Origin of the sequence: Brevundimonas sp. (assembly GCF_032055285.1) — a bacterium.
In the GTDB taxonomy this organism is placed as follows: domain Bacteria; phylum Pseudomonadota; class Alphaproteobacteria; order Caulobacterales; family Caulobacteraceae; genus Brevundimonas.
Genome location: NZ_DAMBRE010000003.1, coordinates 291,302 through 307,846, shown reverse-complemented (window position 1 = coordinate 307,846; position 16,545 = coordinate 291,302). Strand labels below are relative to the sequence as shown.

Below are 16,545 nucleotides of genomic sequence, written 5' to 3'. Positions count from 1 at the left end.
CTACTCGCGGGGGCGGATCGTCAGTTGGAAGGCCACCAGGCCTTCCGACACGTCGGTCTTGATGCCGTTGTAGGCGCGGATGCCGTTGGCCTCGATCTCGCGATAGACGACACCGAACGAGCTGTGCACCGCGCCCCGACGATAGGCCACGCCGATCGAGGCGTCGCCCAGGAAGGCGCCCTCGTCGTGGCTCATCCCCGAGCGGGCGAAATCGCCGTCGCGGGTGCGGGCGAAGTTATAGCCGACCGCGCGCTTGGACCCGGCGGCGTAGACATACCAGCGGGCGCGCTCGCCGAAGGCTTCGTCGCCGTCGGGGGCCAGGCGGTCCAGGCCTTCACCGATCTTCAAGGTGGCGCCGGCCTCGGCCGTCGTGCCGTCGCTGCCGAAGCCGACGCCGGCGTGGGGCGTCAGCGAGACCTCCAGGCCCGAGGCCGTGCGACCCTGAGCTGCGACCCAGCCCCGCGTATAGGTGACGTCATAGGCTTCGCTGTCATAGGCGCGGGCGTCCAGGGCGCGCGGCGGCACGGGCGCGCCATCGGCGCGACGCAGTTCGCCACGGGCGGTGACGCGCAGCCGGTCGGTGAAGCCGTCGCCGGCGAACCAGGCTTCGCTCTGGCTGGCGATGAAGGCGTCGCGCCCCGCTGGCGAGCCGGACAGGGCCAAGGGCGCGCCGAAGGGCGTGTCGGAAGCCGTGATGGCGATGTCGTTGTCCAGCCGGGCTGCGGCGTCCTCGAACTGGACGGCGTCGCTGCTGCGGACGGCTATGGGGGCGGCCAGAGGACCGGTGAACGAGGCGGTCGCCTGCGCGCTTGCCGTCATGGGCAGGGCCACGACGATCAGAACACCAACGAGGCAAGCCTCCCTACGCACCAACGGTCCCTCCCAAAGCCGTTAACAGTCGCACTCTGCACTAACGCGGGGGAACTGCAACGGCCTCTTTCATGTCACAATCTGCCTAGCTCAAACGAAACCGCCCGGAGGACGGTTCCTCCGGGCGGCTGGATCAGCGGATCGTGATGAAGTGACCGCGCCCTATTGGCAGGCCAGGCACTCGTCATAGTCGGTGCGGGCCGCCGAGAAGAGGTCCGGCTGGTTCGGATCGATCTCGACCTCGGCCTTGTCCTCTGCGCCGGCGAAGGCGGCGCGTTGCACCGACTTGGAGCGCAGATAGTAGAGGGACTTCACGCCGCGCTCCCAGGCGGACCAGTGCAGCATGTGCAGGTCCCACTTGTTCACGTCGCCGGGGATGAAGAGGTTCAGCGACTGGGCCTGGCAGATTTCCGGCGCGCGGTCGGCGGCCAGTTCGACCACCCAGCGCTGGTCCAGTTCGAAGGCGGTCTTGAACACGCCCTTTTCATCGTCCGACAGGGCGTCCAGATGCTGAACCGAGCCCTCGTGTTCGAGGATCGAGTTCCACACGGCCTCGGTGTCGATGCCCTTCTCGCCCAGAAGCTTCTTCAGATAGGGGTTCTTGACCGCGAACGAGCCCGACAGGGTCTTGTGCGTATAGATGTTGGCCGGGATCGGCTCGATGCCCGCCGAGGTGCCGCCGCAGATGATCGAGATCGAGGCGGTCGGGGCGATGGCCAGCTTGTGCGAGAAGCGCTCCATCATGCCGCGTTCTGCGGCGTCCAGGCAGGCGCCCTTTTCCTCGGCCAGCAGGCGGCTGGCCTTGTCGGCCTCGCGGCGCAGGTGCTTGAACAGGCGCATGTTCCAGGACTTGGCCATGGCCGACTCGAAAGCCACGCCCTGCGACTGCAAGAAGGAGTGGAAGCCCATCAGGCCCAGACCCACCGACCGTTCGCGCTTGGCCGAATAGACGGCCGCCGCCATGGCGGGGGGCGCGCGATGGATGAAGTCCTCCAGGACATTGTCCAGGAAGCGCATGATGTCTTCGATGAACTTCGGCTCTTCGCGCCATTCCAGGAAGGTCTCGGCGTTGACCGAGGACAGGCAGCAGACGGCGGTGCGGTCGACGCCCAGGTGGTCGCGGCCGGTGTGCAGCATGATTTCGGCGCACAGGTTCGACTGCTTGACCTTGAGGCCCAGGTCGCGCTGGTGCGGCGCCATCTGGCGGTTCACCGTGTCCGAGAAGATCAGATAGGGCTCGCCCGTTTGCATGCGGATGTCGAGCAGCTTGGTCCACAGCGAACGGGCGTCGACGGTCTTCATGACCTCGCCGTTCTTCGGCGACTTCAGGTCGAAGGTGGAGCCGGTCTTTACGGCTTCCATGAACTCGTCGGTGATGTTGATGCCGTGGTGCAGGTTCAGGGACTTGCGGTTGAAGTCGCCCGAGGGTTTGCGGATCTCGAGGAACTCCTCGATCTCCGGGTGGTGGATGTCCAGATAGACGGCGGCCGAGCCGCGGCGCAGGGACCCTTGCGAGATCGCCAGGGTCATGGAGTCCATCACGCGGATGAAGGGGATGATGCCGCTGGTCTTGCCGGCGCCCTTGACCTTCTCGCCGATGGAGCGCACGCCGCCCCAGTAGGTGCCGATGCCGCCGCCGTTGGAGGCCAGGGCGACGTTCTCGTTCCAGACGTTCTGGATGCCGTCCAGGCTGTCGCCCACGGCGTTCAGGAAGCAGCTGATCGGCAGGCCGCGGTCGGCGCCGCCGTTCGACAGGACCGGCGTAGCGGGCATGAACCACAGCTTGGACATGTAGTCGTAGATGCGCTGGGCGTGCTCGGCGTCGTCGGCGTAGGCCGTCGAGACGCGGGCGAACATGTCCTGATAGCTCTCGCCCGCCAGCAGGTAGCGATCTTCGAGAGTCTTCTTGCCGAAGTCGGTCAGAACGGCGTCGCGCGAACGGTCCAGCTTCAGGCCGGAGACCACCTTCAGCTGCGGCTTGCCTTCGGGCGGCGGCGCAGAAACCGTCGTGAATTCCGTCGTCTGCAGAGCTTCGCCGCCAGCCATGTTGATCCTTGCCCCGATCAAAATCGTATGAAGACCGTGCCGGTTTGAAACACTAGATATGGTGTCTCTGTTCCCGTGCTCGGCTAGATGTATGGGCGCATATCGCTAATGCCAGGTAAAGACTTGATCTTGGTCGGGGGATGTGGGGTCCACAGATTCACCGGGCGCGCCCTGTGGAAAAGTCGGAAAAGACAACCGTCAAGCCGCGCGGTCTGCGTGATCACAAGCGTGTGATATCGCCGAGGCGGGAACACAGCTTCAGCTTGACCGTTAGCGGGCCATGGCTCCGCATCCCACCGCCTTCCTGACCCGCGCCCTGCGCGTGGCCCGCACCGAAATCGCCGCCGTCGCCGCCCTGCTGGTGCTCGCCCTGGGCACGCTCACATTCATCGAAGTGGCCGACGACATGCGCGAGGCCGACGGCCAGGCCTTCGACCAGGCGGTGCTGCAGGCGGTGCGCCCCTTCGCCGACGATCCGGGCCGCCCTTGGGGGCCGTGGTGGCTGCACGAGGCGGCGGCGGACCTGACCTCTCTGGGCGGGATTTCGGTTCTGACACTGTTCGCCCTGGTGGCCCTGGGCTTCCTGATGATTCAGGGCAAGCGGCTGTCGGCCCTGCTGCTGGTCTTCGGCCTGGCGGGCGGGGTGGCGCTGAGCGAAGGTCTCAAGGCCCTGTTCGAGCGCGAACGTCCGCCGCTGGAGTTTCAGGCGGTGGAGACCCTGAACGCCAGCTTCCCCTCGGGTCACGCCCTGTTGTCGACCGTCTTCTATCTGACGCTCGGGGTCATGCTGACCCGCGCCTTCCCCCGAAAGCGGCTCAAGGCCTATGTCCTGGGATGCGCGGTGCTGATCGCCCTGCTGATCGGTCTGACACGGATCTATCTGGGCGCGCACTGGGCCTCGGACGTCTTCGCCGGATGGAGCGTGGGGGCGGCCTGGGCCATGACGCTGTGGCTCGCTGCCTATGCGGTCGAACGCCGCCAGCGGCTGCACCACGCTCCGTTGCAGGACGCGCCTTCGACCAATGTCTAGCGGTCGGGACGCGCCGGGCGCCGGATAACGGATCGAAGAGAGCCGAACGGCCGTTCGAGGAAACGCCATGACCGATCACGCCACGCATTACGCCCAGCGCCTGACCACGCCTGCCGCCGCCGCGGCCCTGGTTCCTTCCGGGGCCAAGGTGGCCATGGCGCTCGGCGTCGGCCAGCCGCCGGCCCTGCTGAAGGCCCTGGCCGACCGGGCCGAGGCGAGAGAGGTCGGCGACGTCAATATCTACTATCTGCTGTCCACCGCCATCGCGGGCGAGACGGTGCTGCGCTACGAACTGACCGACCGCCTGCGTCCCCACAGCCTGTTCCACGGCGCCATCGAGCGGAGGCTGGAGGCGCGCGGGATCGAGGAAGGCCGCCGGGCCGTCTGGTTCATCCCGACCGGTTTCCAGCAGACGCCCAAGGTCCTGACGCGCGAGATCGGGGTCGACACTCTGCTGGCCACCGTCTCGCCGATGGACGCCGACGGATTCTTCAGCTTCGGCACCAACACCGACTACGCCCTGGCGGCGTCGATGACGGCCGAGCGGGTGATCCTGGAGGTCAATCCGCACATGCCGCGCGTGTTCGGCGACTGCCGGGTCCATGTGTCCCAGGTCACGGCCCTTGTCGAACACGCCGCGCCCCTGCTGGAGGCGGGCAAGGCGCCGCAGCAGCCGCAGGATCTGGTCATCGGCGGCCTCATCGCCGGTCTGATCGAGAACGGTTCGACCTTGCAGATGGGCATAGGCGCCTTGCCGGACGCGGTCTGCGCCGCCCTGCATGACCATGTCGATCTGGGCATCCACACCGAACTGCTGACGCCGGGCCTGGTCGAGTTGATGCGCGCCGGGGTCGTCACCAACGCCAAGAAGAGCCTGCATCCGGGCAAGACGGTCTTCACCTTCGCCATGGGCGACCGCTCGACCTACGAGTTCCTGCACGAGAACCCTGCGCTGGAGGCGCATCCGGTCGATTATGTGAACGACCCCGCCGTCATCGCCCGCAACGACAAGATGGTGTCGGTCAACGCCACCTTGCAGGTCGATCTCTTCGGCGCCTGCTGTTCGGAATACCTGAACGGGCGGCAGTATACGGCGGCGGGCGGCCAGCTGGACTTCGTGCGCGGCGCCTCGGCGTCGGCGGGCGGTCGGTCGATCATCGCCTGTCATTCGACGGCGGCCAAGGGGACGGCCTCGCGCATCGTCGCCCGGCTGGACGGGCCGGTGACCACGCCGCGCAATGACGTCCAGATCGTCGTCACCGAGCACGGCTGGGTCAATCTGCGGGGTCTGACGGTGGATCAACGCGCCCACGCCTTGATCGGCCTAGCCGCGCCTCAGTTCCGTGAATATCTGGCAGGAGAAGCGCGGAGTATGGGCCTGATCTAGGCCCTAGACCTTTGTCCTAAGCGATTTCGCGCAGCCCGAAGAACAGGATTTTTTTACACTTGGCCCCCACGATCAGTGCGGGGATGGGGCGAGGTTCGAGCATGGCAGGACGCTGGCGGTTGTTTCGCCATGACGCAGGACGAGAGGCGGGGCCGCCCCCGGTCGCCTATGTCCTTCTGTTCGTCATCTGTCTTCTACTCGGCCAATGGAGTACTGAAACCTTTCAGGCCGTGATCGTCTGGCCCGCCAACGGCGTCATGCTGGCCGCCTTGTTGCAACTGCGACGGCGTCAGGCGATCGCCGTCCTCTTGGCCTGCGCTCTGCTGAACCTCGGCAGCAACGTCCTGCGCGGCGACAACCCGCCCTTTCTCTGGGCCAATGTGGCGCTGAACCTCGGCCAGGTTCTGGTGGCCGGTCTGTTGGCGCGTCGCCTCGGTGGCGCGGCTCTGGACATGCGGCGTCCGCGGCGACTGTTCGCCTTCGCCCTTCTGGCGGCGGCGCCTGCGGTCATGCTCAGCACCACAGTCGCCGTCGGGCTGGGAACCTGGGTGCGGGGCTATACGCCCGTCATGGCCGGATTCGTGTGGCAACACATGTTCGGCATGGAGCTGCTGGGTCTGTTGATCGTCACGCCGACCCTCTTGTTGCTGGCGCGGATCCATCGCTTCAGTCTGGATCGAGCGGCAAGTACGGCGGGCGTCGCCGAGGCGGCGGCCCTGTTCCTTCTGCTGGGGGCGGTCACCGCCTGGGTCTTCAGCCAGCCGGCCGCCATGGCCTTTGCGGTCCTGCCGCCGCTGATGCTGATCGCCTTTCGCCTGTCGCCGCCATGGACGGCATTGGCCCTGATCGTAGTGACGCTGATCAGCGGGATCGGCACCCTGACCGGCCATGGCCCCATTATGCTGGCGGCGGTTCCTGACGTGGCCGAGTTGGCGAGCGTGCCGCTGCGGATGCGCCAGATGGGCGCCTACTACGTCTTTCTTCTGGTGACCGTGCTCACGGCCCTGCCGCTCAGCACGCTGATGAGCCAGAGGAGTCGATTGGTGGAGCGACTGCAGGCGAAGCACGCCGCAGCCATCGAGGCCCAGGCGCGGGCGGAGCGTTCCGACGCCGCCAAATCCCGCTTCCTGGCCCTCATGAGCCACGAGATGCGCACCCCCTTGAACGGCATCGCCGGCTACGCCGACCTCCTGTCGCGGCGCAGAGATCTGTCGCCCGAGGTCATGCCGCAGGTAGAGGCGATCAGTCGATCCGGCGAAGCCATGCTGATGCTGGTTGAGGACGTGCTGGAGTTCTCGCGCGGCGGCGAGGAGATCGCCAGCGAGCGCTTGACCGTGGCGGAACTTTTGCATGAGGCGGCGGCGCCGGCGCGCATCAACGCCGAGGCCAAGGGGCTGCCGTTGTATTTCGACGTGGAGCCGGCGGCTCTGGGAGTCTTCAGCGGGGACCGCCGTCGCCTGCGCCAGGTTCTGCATCATCTGATCTCCAACGCGGTCAAGTTCACGGACCGCGGCGAGGTGCGCGTCACGGCCGCCCATGACGGTGTGAACTTGACCGTCGTCGTTTCCGACACGGGGTGCGGAATCGACCCCGCCTTCATGCCCCGGCTTTTCGACGCTTTTGCACAGAGTGATGATTCGCTGCGTCGCGAGCATATGGGGGCCGGCGTGGGCTTGCCGTTGGCCCTGGCCCAGGTACGGCGCATGGGCGGGCGTATCGACGTGGTCAGCACGCCGGGCGCGGGATCGACCTTTACGTTCAGCATTCCCCTGGCGACCATGGTCGAGCAGGCGGAGCCGGTTCCGAGCGACGTGGAGCGCGCCATGCGGGTGCTGATCGTCGATGATCATCCGGTGAACCGCGAGATGATGCGGCTGATGCTGGCTGCGGCTGATTGCGAGACGGTCGAGGCGACCGATGGTCTGGAGGCGGTTCAGCGCGCCAGGGAGGGCGACTTCGACCTGATCCTGATGGATGTGCGGATGCCGCATCTCGACGGCCTTGCGGCGACGGAGCGGATTCGCGCTCTGGCCATGCCCGTTTCGTCCGCCCCGATCCTGGCCGTGACCGCCGACGCCATGCCCGAGGACGCCGTGCGTTGCCGCAAGGCCGGCATGGACGGCCACCTGGCCAAGCCGATCACCCATGTCCGGCTCTATGCCGCCATCGACCAGGCCATGCAGGCGGCGGCCACCCGCATGGAGCAAGCGGCCTAGGTCTCGTCCTCGAACGGGAAGCGGGCGGCCCAGAAAGTCTGCAATGAGGGCAGGGCGTCGACCCGACGCACGACCTCTGCCATGCGCGGCGCCTCGACATAGAAGCGCGCCCGGCGCGGCGTCCAGCGGCTGGCGACGGCGACATAGAGGTCGAGCACGCTCGGGTCGTCGCCCAGCAGGAAGCGGCCCGGCTCGATCTGGCCGTCCATCACGCGCCAGCATTCGGCGATGCGTTCGGCGGTGCGCCGCTTCACCTCTTCTTGCGCCGCCTTGTCCTCTCCGACCAGTCGCGACGGCACGTCGCGCACCCAGAACATCGAGTAGATGGCGGCGGGAATGAAGGTCATCCAGCGCAGGAATTGGGCCCGGCGCGGGTCGTCCAGCTTTGGGGCCAGGCGGGCTTCGGGATGGCTGTCGGCCAGCCAGATCAGGATGGCGGCGCTTTCGGTCAGGGTTTCGCCACCTGGCGTGATCAGGGCGGGGATCTGGCGCATCGGGTTGACGGCGGCGACCTTGTCGCGCTCCGTCTCGCCCTCCCAGGTCACGGCCTCGATGACGCGATAGTCCAGCCCGATCAGGCTCATGGCCGCCTCGACCGGGACCGATCCCGAGCCGGCGGCGCCGTAAAGCGTGATGTTCATCCCCAGGCTTCTCCCCATCTGATTCGTCTTCGACCACCACATCTAGCGGTCAGATGAAAATGTGATCGCAAGATAGGCGTATTCCGACTTGGCGCCGCGCGCGCCGGGCCGCATGGTGAAACTCACTTCTCCCGGATTCGCTTCAGGTCATTTTGATGAACGCCCACGCCTCGATCATCCGCCCCGGAACGGCCGGACTGCTGACCCCTTCGGCCGCCTACAAGCCCTTCCGCTATCCGTGGGCCTTCGACATGTGGAAGAAGCAGCAGCAGGTCCACTGGATGCCCGAAGAGGTGCCGCTGGGCGAGGACGTCAAGGACTGGGCCACCAGCCTGACCGACAGCGAGCGCAACCTGCTGACGCAGATCTTCCGCTTCTTCACCCAGGCCGACATCGAGGTCCAGGACAACTACATGGAGCGCTACGGTCGGGTCTTCAAACCGACCGAAGTGAAGATGATGCTGGCCTCCTTCGCCAATATGGAGACCATCCATATCGCGGCCTACGCCCTGCTGCTCGAAACCATCGGCATGCCCGAGAGCGAGTTCGGCGCCTTCATGGAATACGAGGCCATGCGTGACAAGCATGACTTCATGGGCCAGTTCGGGGTCGAGACGGACGCCGACATCTGCCGGACGCTCGCCATGTTCGGGGGCTTCTCTGAGGGCCTGCAGCTGTTCGCCAGCTTCGCCATGCTGATGAACTTCCCGCGCCAGTCGAAGATGAAGGGCATGGGTCAGATCGTCAGCTGGTCGGTGCGCGACGAGAGCCTGCACTGCGAAGGCATCATCAAGCTGTACCACGCCTTCAACAAGGAGACGGGCGCCGTCACCAAGGCCGTGGCCGACGACATCGTCGACTGCTGCAGGACCGTGGTCGAGATGGAGGACAAGTTCATCGACCTGGCCTTCGAAATGGGCCCGGTGAACGGCATGACGCCGGACGACATCAAGCAGTACATCCGCTTCATCGCCGACTGGCGCCTGCGGCAACTGCAACTGCCGGAAGTTTACGGCGTGACGGAAAACCCGCTGCCCTGGCTGCAGTCGCTGCTGTCGGGCGTCGAGCACGCCAACTTCTTCGAGGCCCGCGCCACCGAATATTCCAAGGCCGCGACGCAAGGGTCGTGGCACGGCGCCGACGGCGTCTGGGACAGCTTCGACGCCATGATGAAGCGCCGCGAGACCGCCGAGGGCTGATCTCCGTGACCTCTCCGGTTCGCGCGGCGCTGGTCGGGTTCGGCTATGCCGGGCGGACCTTTCATGCCCCGCTGATCGCCGCCTGCCCGGACCTGCGTCTGTCGGCGGTGGTCAGCCGTCAGGCCGAGGCTGTGGCCGACGCCTGGCCTGGGGTGCGTGGGCTGGCCTCGTATGATCAGGCGCTGGCCGATCCCGCCATCGACCTGATCGTCCTGGCCACGCCTAACGACCTGCACGCGGCTCAGGCTGAGGCGGCGTTGAAGGCCGGCAAGGCGGTGGTGGTCGACAAGCCCTTCACCCTGACCGCCGCCGAGGCGCGTCGGCTGGCGGCCCTCGCAGAGGCGCGCGGCCTGCTGTTGTCCGTCTTCCATAACCGACGCTGGGACGCCGACTTCCTGACCGTGCAGGCCCTGATCGCTGAGGATCGGCTGGGGCCGGTGGTGCGTTTCGCGAGCAGCTTCAACCGCTATCGGCCCGAGGTGCGCGACCGATGGCGTGAAGGCGACGGGCCGGGGGCGGGCCTCTGGTATGATCTGGGGCCGCATCTGATCGATCAGGCCCTGGTCCTGTTCGGACGGCCGCTGGGCGTGAGCTGCGATTTGGCCAACCTGCGCCCCGGCGGTCGCGCTGCCGACTACGCCCACGCCGTGCTGCGCTATGCCGACAAGCGGGTCATCCTGCACGCCGACATGATGACGCCTGCGCCCGAGGCCCGTTTCGCCGTCCATGGCGCGCGCGCCAGTTGGCTCAAGACCGGGCTGGACGTTCAGGAAGACCAGCTGAAGTCGGATTGGACGCCCGGTGCTGCGGGCTGGGGTGTCGATCCTCGCCCCGGCGTCGTCGTGGACGGTGCGACCGGTGCACGCGAGGCCGTGGCGGAACGGCCCGGCGACTATCCCGTCTATTACTCGGCCGTGGCCCGCGCCATCCGCGACCGGGCGCCCAATCCGGTCCCGCCGTCCGAGGCCGTGGCCGTGATGGAGGTGCTGGAAGCGGGCCTGCTCAGCGCCGAACGCCGGGCCGAGATCGCGCTCTAGCGCGGCGGCCTAGTTCGGGGTCTGACGCCCGGCGTTGCAGCGGGCGCGGTCGCCGCGCTCGCAGGCGGCCACGGTGGCGCGCCAGTCCGCCATCTGACGGTCATAGGCGGCCTGGGCTTCAGCGGCGGTCCGCAGGTCGGCCTCGTGCCGTTCGCGGGTCGCGCGGGCCTCGGCTTCGGCGGTTTCCAGTTCCGCCTGATATCGGGCCTGAGCCTTGGCGTGGGCGGCGGCGTTGGCGCGATCCTCATTTTCGGCCAGATCGTTCTGGGCCGTGATCTCGGCGTTGAGGGCCTGGGTGCGGCGCAGTTCGTCGGGGTCCTGGGACGAGTCCGGGGCGCGATGGTAACGCTCGCCCTGGCTTCGTAGCAGGTCGCCAACCGGGTCGGCGGGGGCGGTTTGGATGGCCTGGACGGGCTTGGAGGGCTTTGGGGTCTGGGCCGATGTCGGCGCCGTCATGAGCGCGCTGAGGCAGGCTGCAAGCAGTACGGCGCGGTGAGCGGTTTGGGTCATGGTCTGTCCTTGCCGAACAAATGAGGCTGGATAGAAGCTTGGCCTTTCCAATCCGGACAAACAACGCTCCGGCGGGCAAATGGCTGCCCTTGTTTCAGGCGGGCAGGCACAGCTCGAAGGTCGTGCCCTCCGGGCCGGTGTCCAGCAGGCGCAGCTCGCCGCCGTGGTTGGCCGCCAGTTCGCGTGAGATGGTCAGGCCCAGGCCGGTGCCCTCCGACGCGCGGCCGCTGACGAAGGGCTCGAACAGGCGTCCGGCCAAACGCTCGGGAATGCCTGGGCCGTCGTCGATGACGCGCACGGCGATCACGCCGTCTCGGGCCTCGGCGCGGACGGTGATCTGGCCCTTTCTTTCACGCGCCGGATCGCTCTCGATGGCCTGGCGGGCATTGCGCATCAGATTGACCAGAATGCGATGCAGTTGGTCGCTGTCGGCGTTGACGGTGAAGCGGGGGGGCAGGTCGCGGATCAGGCGCACCCCATCGTCCTCCAGTCCCGCATCCTCGGCGGCGACGGCGACGACGCGGGCCAGCAGCATCTTCTGCAGCTGCGGCGCGGCCTCTTCGGACTTGCCGTATTCCAGCACATTGCGCGCCAGGGCGGCGGCGCGGCCGAGCGCGCGCTCAAGCCGGGGCAGGGCCTTGGCCACCAGGGGGTCGGACGAGCTGGACAGGCGCTCGGACGCCATCTGGGCCGAGGTCAGCATGTTGCGCAGGTCGTGGTTGATCTTGGCCACCGCCTCGCCCAGGGCCACCAGGCGGGCGCGCGAACGCAGGGACTGGCGCACTTCCTCCTGCATCCGCGCCAGTTCGCGTTCGACCCGGCCGATCTCGTCCTTGCGGTCCGACGGCGTCTCGGCAGGACTTTCGGGGTCGGCGGCGAAGCGCTCGATCGAGCGTGTCACGCGGCGAAGCGGGGCCAGAACCAGGAAGGAGAGGGAGGCGTAGAGCAGGCCGCCTGCAACCACCGCGATCAGCAGGGACATGGTCAGGCTGTTCAGCAGGAAGCTCTTCAGCTCGGTCTTCAGCGGCTGAGCCGGGGCAAGGATCTCGATGAAGTCGCCCGAGCGATAGCGGGGCTTGGCCTGAACCCGCAGCGAGCGGTCGGGGTGGCCGAACAGGGTCTTCCACGGGTCCAGCAGCCGGGCGCCGACATTGCGCTGGCGCAGGTCGATCAGGTCGGGCGTGCGCGGCAGGTTGGGCGCCTGCAGCAGCAGACGACGCACGCCCTGCTCGCCGACGACCACGGACTGGACCCCGCCGATGCTCAGCAGCTGTTCGGCGGTGGAATCCTCGACGGCGGAATAGGGCAGGGCCTCGACCCCGACCGAGGCCAGTTCGGCGGCCTGCAGCCGGTCCATCAGCCAGCGCTCCTGGAAGGAGGCGGCGCTGGGTACGATGATGAGGGCGGCGACGGCCAGGGTGAAGGCCACGGTCAGCAGCAGCAGCCGGCTGGACAGGCCGTCGGGGGCGCGCGGCGTCAGGCGCTCGCGCCAGACGTCAGGCAGGCGTTCCGGCAGGCGCGCCGTCCGCAGGCGCGCGGTCAGGCCCGTCTCGTCGCGGGGGCGTAGGGGCAGCCGGGTCTCGATCGCGTTCCGTTCCGTCATGCGGCGTCCATGCCGTGCCGAGCCCGCCATTTCTGCACCAATTTGAGCGTCAGGGGCAGCAACATCGACAGGAAGGCCACGCCGAGCAGCGGCCACATGAACTCGGCGAACAGGCTCTGCAGGTTCGGATTGGGGTCATCGACCAGAATGTCGTTCAACCCGGCCCCGATCCAGCAATAGATGATGTGGGCCGGCAGCAGGCCGATGAAGGTGGCGATCATATAGGGCCGCAGCGGGGCCGCCATGACGCCCGCCGCCACATTGATGAGGTGGAAGGGCACCGACACCACCAGACGCGCCACCAGGACGTACCAGAAGGTGTTCCTGTCCACGCCCGCGCAGACCTTGTTCAGCAGGCCGGTGTCCTGGGCCGCGCGACGGCGCAGGGATTCGCCGAGCGCCGTGCGGCCCACGTAATAGACGGCCAGGGCGCCGATGGTGGCGGCGAAGGCCGTGGCCACGCCCCCGACCCAGGGGCCGAACAGATAGCCGGCCGTCACGGTGATGAAGACCACGCCTGGCACCACGCTGGCCGTCAGCAGGGCGAAGACCAGCATCAGGGCCAGAAGCATCAAGACATAGTGCTCGTCCGCCAGGGCCTGAAAGGCCGCGCCGTGCTCGCGCAGGGTGTCCAGCGACAGGTAGCGATTCCATCCCATGCCGAAGATCAGCGCGATCGCCGCCAGCAGGACGGCGAGGGGCAGAAATCGTTTGACCCGGTTCATCCCTGCTCCGTAACCGACGTGGCCCAGCTTCTCTAGCGGTTTCAGGCAGGTTGCGGGGTTTCAGATCGCTTGTCGGCGTTGACTCGTCCGTCGTCGCCGCTTATACGCCCGCCTCCTGCAGCGGATGACTGTTGTCCGTTGTGCAACCCTGTAGCCCTGGAGCCGAACGTGAAGCGGACCTATCAGCCGTCGCGACTCGTGCGCAAGCGCCGTCACGGCTTCCGTTCGCGGATGGCCACCAAGAACGGTCAAAAGATTGTTGCGCGTCGCCGCGCCAAAGGCCGTAAGCGCCTGACGGCCTAACGTCACGCGCCCATTACCCTTCAGGGCGGGCGCATGACCGATCCGATGAAAATCGATCGCCTGACACGGCGGCCCCAGTTTCTGGCGGCCGCCAAAGGTGTTTCTCAGGCTCGCGGCGCCGTGGTGGTCCAGCAACTGGATCGACGCGACGGCAATCCCGCCATTGGCCTGGGCTTCACCGCCACGCGCAAGGTGGGCGGTGCGGTTGTCCGCAACCGCTGCAAACGCCGCCTGCGCGAGGCTGCACGCCTGTTGGCGCCCCTGCACGGGCGCCCCGGCTGCGACTATGTGTTCATCGCTCGCATGGGCACGGCGGACCGCGATTGGGACCGTCTGCTTGACGATGTGAAATCGGCCCTTACAAGGCTCGCAACCCCGCGCGCGGCTCCCGATATGGGAGACGAGGTGAAATCGACCGCCCGCGCCTCTGACGATTCGCGCCCCTCCGGCCAGGACCGCTGACCCCGATGAAGAACGAGAATTCGCGCAACACCATCATCTTCTTCGCGTGCGCGTTCGTGATCATGATTGTGTACTACTTCATGGTGATGCGCCCGCAGGCCGAGATGCGCCGCCAGCAGCAGGTCGTCGCCGCCGAGGAGAAGGCCGCCGCGACGGACGCCGGCCTGACCTCGGGCTCGGCCGCGCCCGCCGCCTTCGTCACCGACCGTGTTCAGGCCCTGGGCAAGGTCGCCCGCGTGCCGATCCAGACGGGCACCTTGAAGGGTTCGCTGTCGCTGCAGGGCGCGCGCATCGATGACCTGTACCTGACCGACTACAAGGAAACCCTGGACAGGAATTCGCCCCCGGTCGAACTGTTCCGCCCGCAGGGCATGGAGCACGCCTACTTCGCCCAGTTCGGCTGGAGCGGCCCCAACGTCCCCGGCGGCGTCCCCGGTCCGAACACGGTCTGGAGCCTGACCAAGGGCGCGACCTTGACCCAGACCACCCCGGTCGAGCTGACCTGGGATAATGGCGCGGGCCTGCGCTTCACGCGGGTCATCGCGGTCGACGCCCAGTACGTCTTCACCGTCACCGACACCGTCGCCAACCTGAGCGACCAGGCCATCACCATCGCCCCCTACGGCCGCGTCGAGCGCCAGGGCGTGCCGGCTGACCTGGGCAAGCAGATGATTCTGCACGAAGGCGCCATCGGCACCTTCGGCGCGGACGGCAAGTTCACGACCGAGCAGGTCAAGTACAAGGACTGGGCCAAGAAGCCGCGCATCGAGAACGAGTCGACCGGCGGCTGGCTGGGCATCACCGACAAGTACTGGATGGCCGCCCTCATCCCGGACCAGAAGGAAAAGATCGAGGGCCGCTTCTCGGTTCGCGACGCCGAGGGCCTGAACGTCCACGAAGCCGCCATGCTGGGCGCCACCCGCACCATCCAGCCGGGCCGCCAGATCGAAGAGACCCAGCGTCTGTTCGCGGGCGTCAAGCGCAACGAGATCCTGGCCGGTTATGAAAAGAGCCTGGGCGTGCCGCGCTTCATCTACGCCATCGACTGGGGGCACCTCTTCTTCCTGACGCGCCCGATCTTCATGATCGTGGAATTCTTCTACGGCGTCTTGGGCAACTTCGGCCTGGCCATCCTGGCCCTGACCGTCGTGGTCAAGCTGGTCATGTTCCCCCTGGCCAACAAGTCCTACGAGAGCCTGTCCAAGATGCGGACCCTCCAGCCCAAGATGGAGGAGATCAAAAAGAAATTTAAGGACGACCCGCAGAAGCAGCAGCAGGAGACGATGGCCCTGTATCAGCGGGAGAAGATCAATCCCCTGGCGGGCTGCCTGCCCATCCTCGTGCAGATCCCGGTCTTCTACGCCCTGTACAAGGTATTGTTCGTCACCATCGAAATGCGTCACGCGCCCTTCTTTGGCTGGATCCGCGACCTGTCGGCGCGCGACCCGTCGACGATCTGGAACCTGTTCGGCGCCATTCCGTGGGACCCGGCGACCCTGCCTCTGGTCGGCAGCCTGCTGAACGGCCCGCTGCACCTCGGCGTCCTGCCGATCGTCTATGGCCTGACCATGTGGCTGCAGCAGTCGATGAACCCGCCGGCTCAGGATCCGATGCAGCGTCAGATCTTCGCCTTCCTGCCCTTCATCTTCACCTTCATCATGGCCCCGTTCGCGGCCGGCCTGCTGATCTACTGGGCCTGGAACAACATCCTCTCGATCGCGCAGCAGTACGTCATCATGCACCGCTTCAAGGCCGAGAACCCGATCGACACCTTCTTCGCCCGCTTCAAGAAGGCCTGATCGTTTGGAATATCCGTCGGACGAGCCCAAGGTCGGAGAATACTCGGACGCCGAGATCGAGGCCGCGCGCGTGCTGTTCTCGCGCCAGGCCACCTTCGTCCTGGGCTGCGCCAAGATCGAGCAACTGCCCGATCCCGACCTGCCCGAGATCTCGTTCGCCGGACGCTCGAACGTCGGCAAGTCCAGCCTGATCAACGCCCTGGTCGGGATGCACAAGCTGGCGCGCGCCTCGAACGAGCCGGGCCGCACGCGCGAGGTCAACTTCTTCGATCTGGACGGCCGGATGCGTCTGGTCGACCTGCCCGGCTACGGCTGGGCCAAGGCGTCCAAGACCACGGTCAAGAAGTTCCAGGACCTGGGCCGCGACTACCTGCGCGGACGGGTGACGCTGAAGCGGGTCTATCTGCTGATCGACGCCCGTCACGGCCTCAAGAAGGTCGACGACGAGGCTCTGGACGCCCTCGATCTGGCCGCCGTCAGCTATCAGATCGTCCTGACCAAGGCCGACAAGCTGAAGAAGGGCGAGGCCGAGAAGGTCCAGGCGGCGACGCTAAAGGCCATCGCCAAGCGTCCCGCCGCCTATCCGGCGGTGCTGGTCACCTCGTCCGAAAAGGGCTTCGGCATCCCCGAACTGCGCGCCGAGATCATGCGCACCACGGGCGTCGATCTGACTTAAACATGGCGCGTGGGTGAACCGCGACGCTTGAGCGGCGTTGA

The 16,545-nt window shown here is 66.9% G+C and carries 15 protein-coding genes; 9 read left to right on the top strand and 6 right to left on the bottom strand.

The window, feature by feature from the left end:
- Positions 1–870: a lipid A-modifier LpxR family protein gene (locus RTY13_RS09640; RefSeq protein WP_312782994.1), complete on the bottom strand. Its 870-nt coding sequence runs from the start codon at positions 868–870 to the stop codon at positions 1–3.
- Positions 871–1,032: 162 nt separating this feature from the next.
- Positions 1,033–2,922: a ribonucleoside-diphosphate reductase subunit alpha gene (locus tag RTY13_RS09635; RefSeq protein WP_312783155.1), complete on the bottom strand. Its 1,890-nt coding sequence runs from the start codon at positions 2,920–2,922 to the stop codon at positions 1,033–1,035.
- Positions 2,923–3,196: 274 nt separating this feature from the next.
- Here RTY13_RS09635 and RTY13_RS09630 point away from each other — a divergent pair, with 274 nt between their 5' ends.
- The 3 genes from RTY13_RS09630 to RTY13_RS09620 all read left to right on the top strand — a co-directional run bounded on the left by RTY13_RS09630 (position 3,197) and on the right by RTY13_RS09620 (position 7,549).
- Complete coding sequence (locus RTY13_RS09630; protein WP_312782993.1) at positions 3,197–3,946, top strand: phosphatase PAP2 family protein; 750 nt, start codon at positions 3,197–3,199, stop codon at positions 3,944–3,946.
- Positions 3,947–4,013: 67 nt separating this feature from the next.
- Entirely contained in the window at positions 4,014–5,333 is a 1,320-nt protein-coding gene (locus RTY13_RS09625) for an acetyl-CoA hydrolase/transferase C-terminal domain-containing protein (RefSeq protein WP_312782992.1), read from the top strand.
- 119 nt (positions 5,334–5,452) lie between these two features.
- Complete coding sequence (locus RTY13_RS09620) at positions 5,453–7,549, top strand: response regulator (RefSeq protein ID WP_312782990.1); 2,097 nt, start codon at positions 5,453–5,455, stop codon at positions 7,547–7,549.
- Here RTY13_RS09620 and RTY13_RS09615 read toward each other — a convergent pair.
- Entirely contained in the window at positions 7,546–8,190 is a 645-nt protein-coding gene (locus tag RTY13_RS09615) for a glutathione S-transferase family protein (protein WP_312782988.1), read from the bottom strand. The two genes, RTY13_RS09620 and RTY13_RS09615, sit on opposite strands and share 4 nt — an antisense overlap.
- A gap of 155 nt (positions 8,191–8,345) precedes the next feature.
- On the opposite strand from RTY13_RS09615, the gene RTY13_RS09610 reads away from it, so the two are divergent.
- On the top strand, positions 8,346–9,389 hold the full coding sequence (locus tag RTY13_RS09610) for a ribonucleotide-diphosphate reductase subunit beta (RefSeq protein ID WP_312782986.1): 1,044 nt from the start codon (positions 8,346–8,348) through the stop codon (positions 9,387–9,389).
- A 5-nt stretch (positions 9,390–9,394) separates the two neighbouring features.
- On the top strand, positions 9,395–10,426 hold the full coding sequence (locus RTY13_RS09605) for an oxidoreductase (protein WP_312782984.1): 1,032 nt from the start codon (positions 9,395–9,397) through the stop codon (positions 10,424–10,426).
- A 9-nt stretch (positions 10,427–10,435) separates the two neighbouring features.
- On the opposite strand, the gene RTY13_RS09600 is transcribed toward RTY13_RS09605, so the two are convergent.
- The 3 genes from RTY13_RS09600 to RTY13_RS09590 form a co-directional block, all read right to left on the bottom strand.
- Entirely contained in the window at positions 10,436–10,936 is a 501-nt protein-coding gene (locus RTY13_RS09600; protein WP_312782982.1) for a cell wall hydrolase, read from the bottom strand.
- A 94-nt stretch (positions 10,937–11,030) separates the two neighbouring features.
- Entirely contained in the window at positions 11,031–12,539 is a 1,509-nt protein-coding gene (locus RTY13_RS09595; protein WP_312782980.1) for a HAMP domain-containing sensor histidine kinase, read from the bottom strand.
- Positions 12,536–13,264, bottom strand: a complete 729-nt coding sequence (locus RTY13_RS09590) for a TVP38/TMEM64 family protein (protein ID WP_312782978.1) — start codon at positions 13,262–13,264, stop codon at positions 12,536–12,538. Before RTY13_RS09590 ends, RTY13_RS09595 begins: the two co-directional genes overlap by 4 nt.
- A 168-nt stretch (positions 13,265–13,432) precedes the next feature.
- On the opposite strand from RTY13_RS09590, the gene rpmH reads away from it, so the two are divergent.
- From rpmH to yihA, 4 genes are read left to right on the top strand one after another with little or no spacing between them, the layout of a single operon-like run.
- Complete coding sequence (gene rpmH / locus RTY13_RS09585; RefSeq protein ID WP_003164000.1) at positions 13,433–13,567, top strand: 50S ribosomal protein L34; 135 nt, start codon at positions 13,433–13,435, stop codon at positions 13,565–13,567.
- Between the two features lie 33 nt (positions 13,568–13,600).
- Positions 13,601–14,029, top strand: a complete 429-nt coding sequence (gene rnpA / locus RTY13_RS09580) for a ribonuclease P protein component (RefSeq protein ID WP_312782977.1) — start codon at positions 13,601–13,603, stop codon at positions 14,027–14,029.
- A 5-nt stretch (positions 14,030–14,034) separates the two neighbouring features.
- A complete protein-coding gene (gene yidC, locus RTY13_RS09575; RefSeq protein ID WP_312782976.1) occupies positions 14,035–15,828 on the top strand; it encodes a membrane protein insertase YidC in 1,794 nt (597 codons plus the stop codon).
- A gap of 4 nt (positions 15,829–15,832) precedes the next feature.
- Positions 15,833–16,504: a ribosome biogenesis GTP-binding protein YihA/YsxC gene (yihA, locus tag RTY13_RS09570; protein ID WP_312782975.1), complete on the top strand. Its 672-nt coding sequence runs from the start codon at positions 15,833–15,835 to the stop codon at positions 16,502–16,504.
- Positions 16,505–16,545 lie beyond the last annotated feature (41 nt).

Excerpts from the sequence above, each read along its gene's own strand:
- RTY13_RS09630 (WP_312782993.1), top strand. The coding sequence starts at position 3,197 with ATGGCTCCGCATCCCACCGCCTTCCTGACCCGCGCCCTGCGCGTGGCC.
- RTY13_RS09625 (WP_312782992.1), top strand. The coding sequence starts at position 4,014 with ATGACCGATCACGCCACGCATTACGCCCAGCGCCTGACCACGCCTGCC.
- RTY13_RS09615 (WP_312782988.1), bottom strand. The coding sequence starts at position 8,190 with ATGAACATCACGCTTTACGGCGCCGCCGGCTCGGGATCGGTCCCGGTC.
- RTY13_RS09610 (WP_312782986.1), top strand. The coding sequence starts at position 8,346 with ATGAACGCCCACGCCTCGATCATCCGCCCCGGAACGGCCGGACTGCTG.
- RTY13_RS09600 (WP_312782982.1), bottom strand. The coding sequence starts at position 10,936 with ATGACCCAAACCGCTCACCGCGCCGTACTGCTTGCAGCCTGCCTCAGC.
- RTY13_RS09595 (WP_312782980.1), bottom strand. The coding sequence starts at position 12,539 with ATGACGGAACGGAACGCGATCGAGACCCGGCTGCCCCTACGCCCCCGC.
- RTY13_RS09590 (WP_312782978.1), bottom strand. The coding sequence starts at position 13,264 with ATGAACCGGGTCAAACGATTTCTGCCCCTCGCCGTCCTGCTGGCGGCG.
- rnpA (WP_312782977.1), top strand. The coding sequence starts at position 13,601 with ATGACCGATCCGATGAAAATCGATCGCCTGACACGGCGGCCCCAGTTT.
- yidC (WP_312782976.1), top strand. The coding sequence starts at position 14,035 with ATGAAGAACGAGAATTCGCGCAACACCATCATCTTCTTCGCGTGCGCG.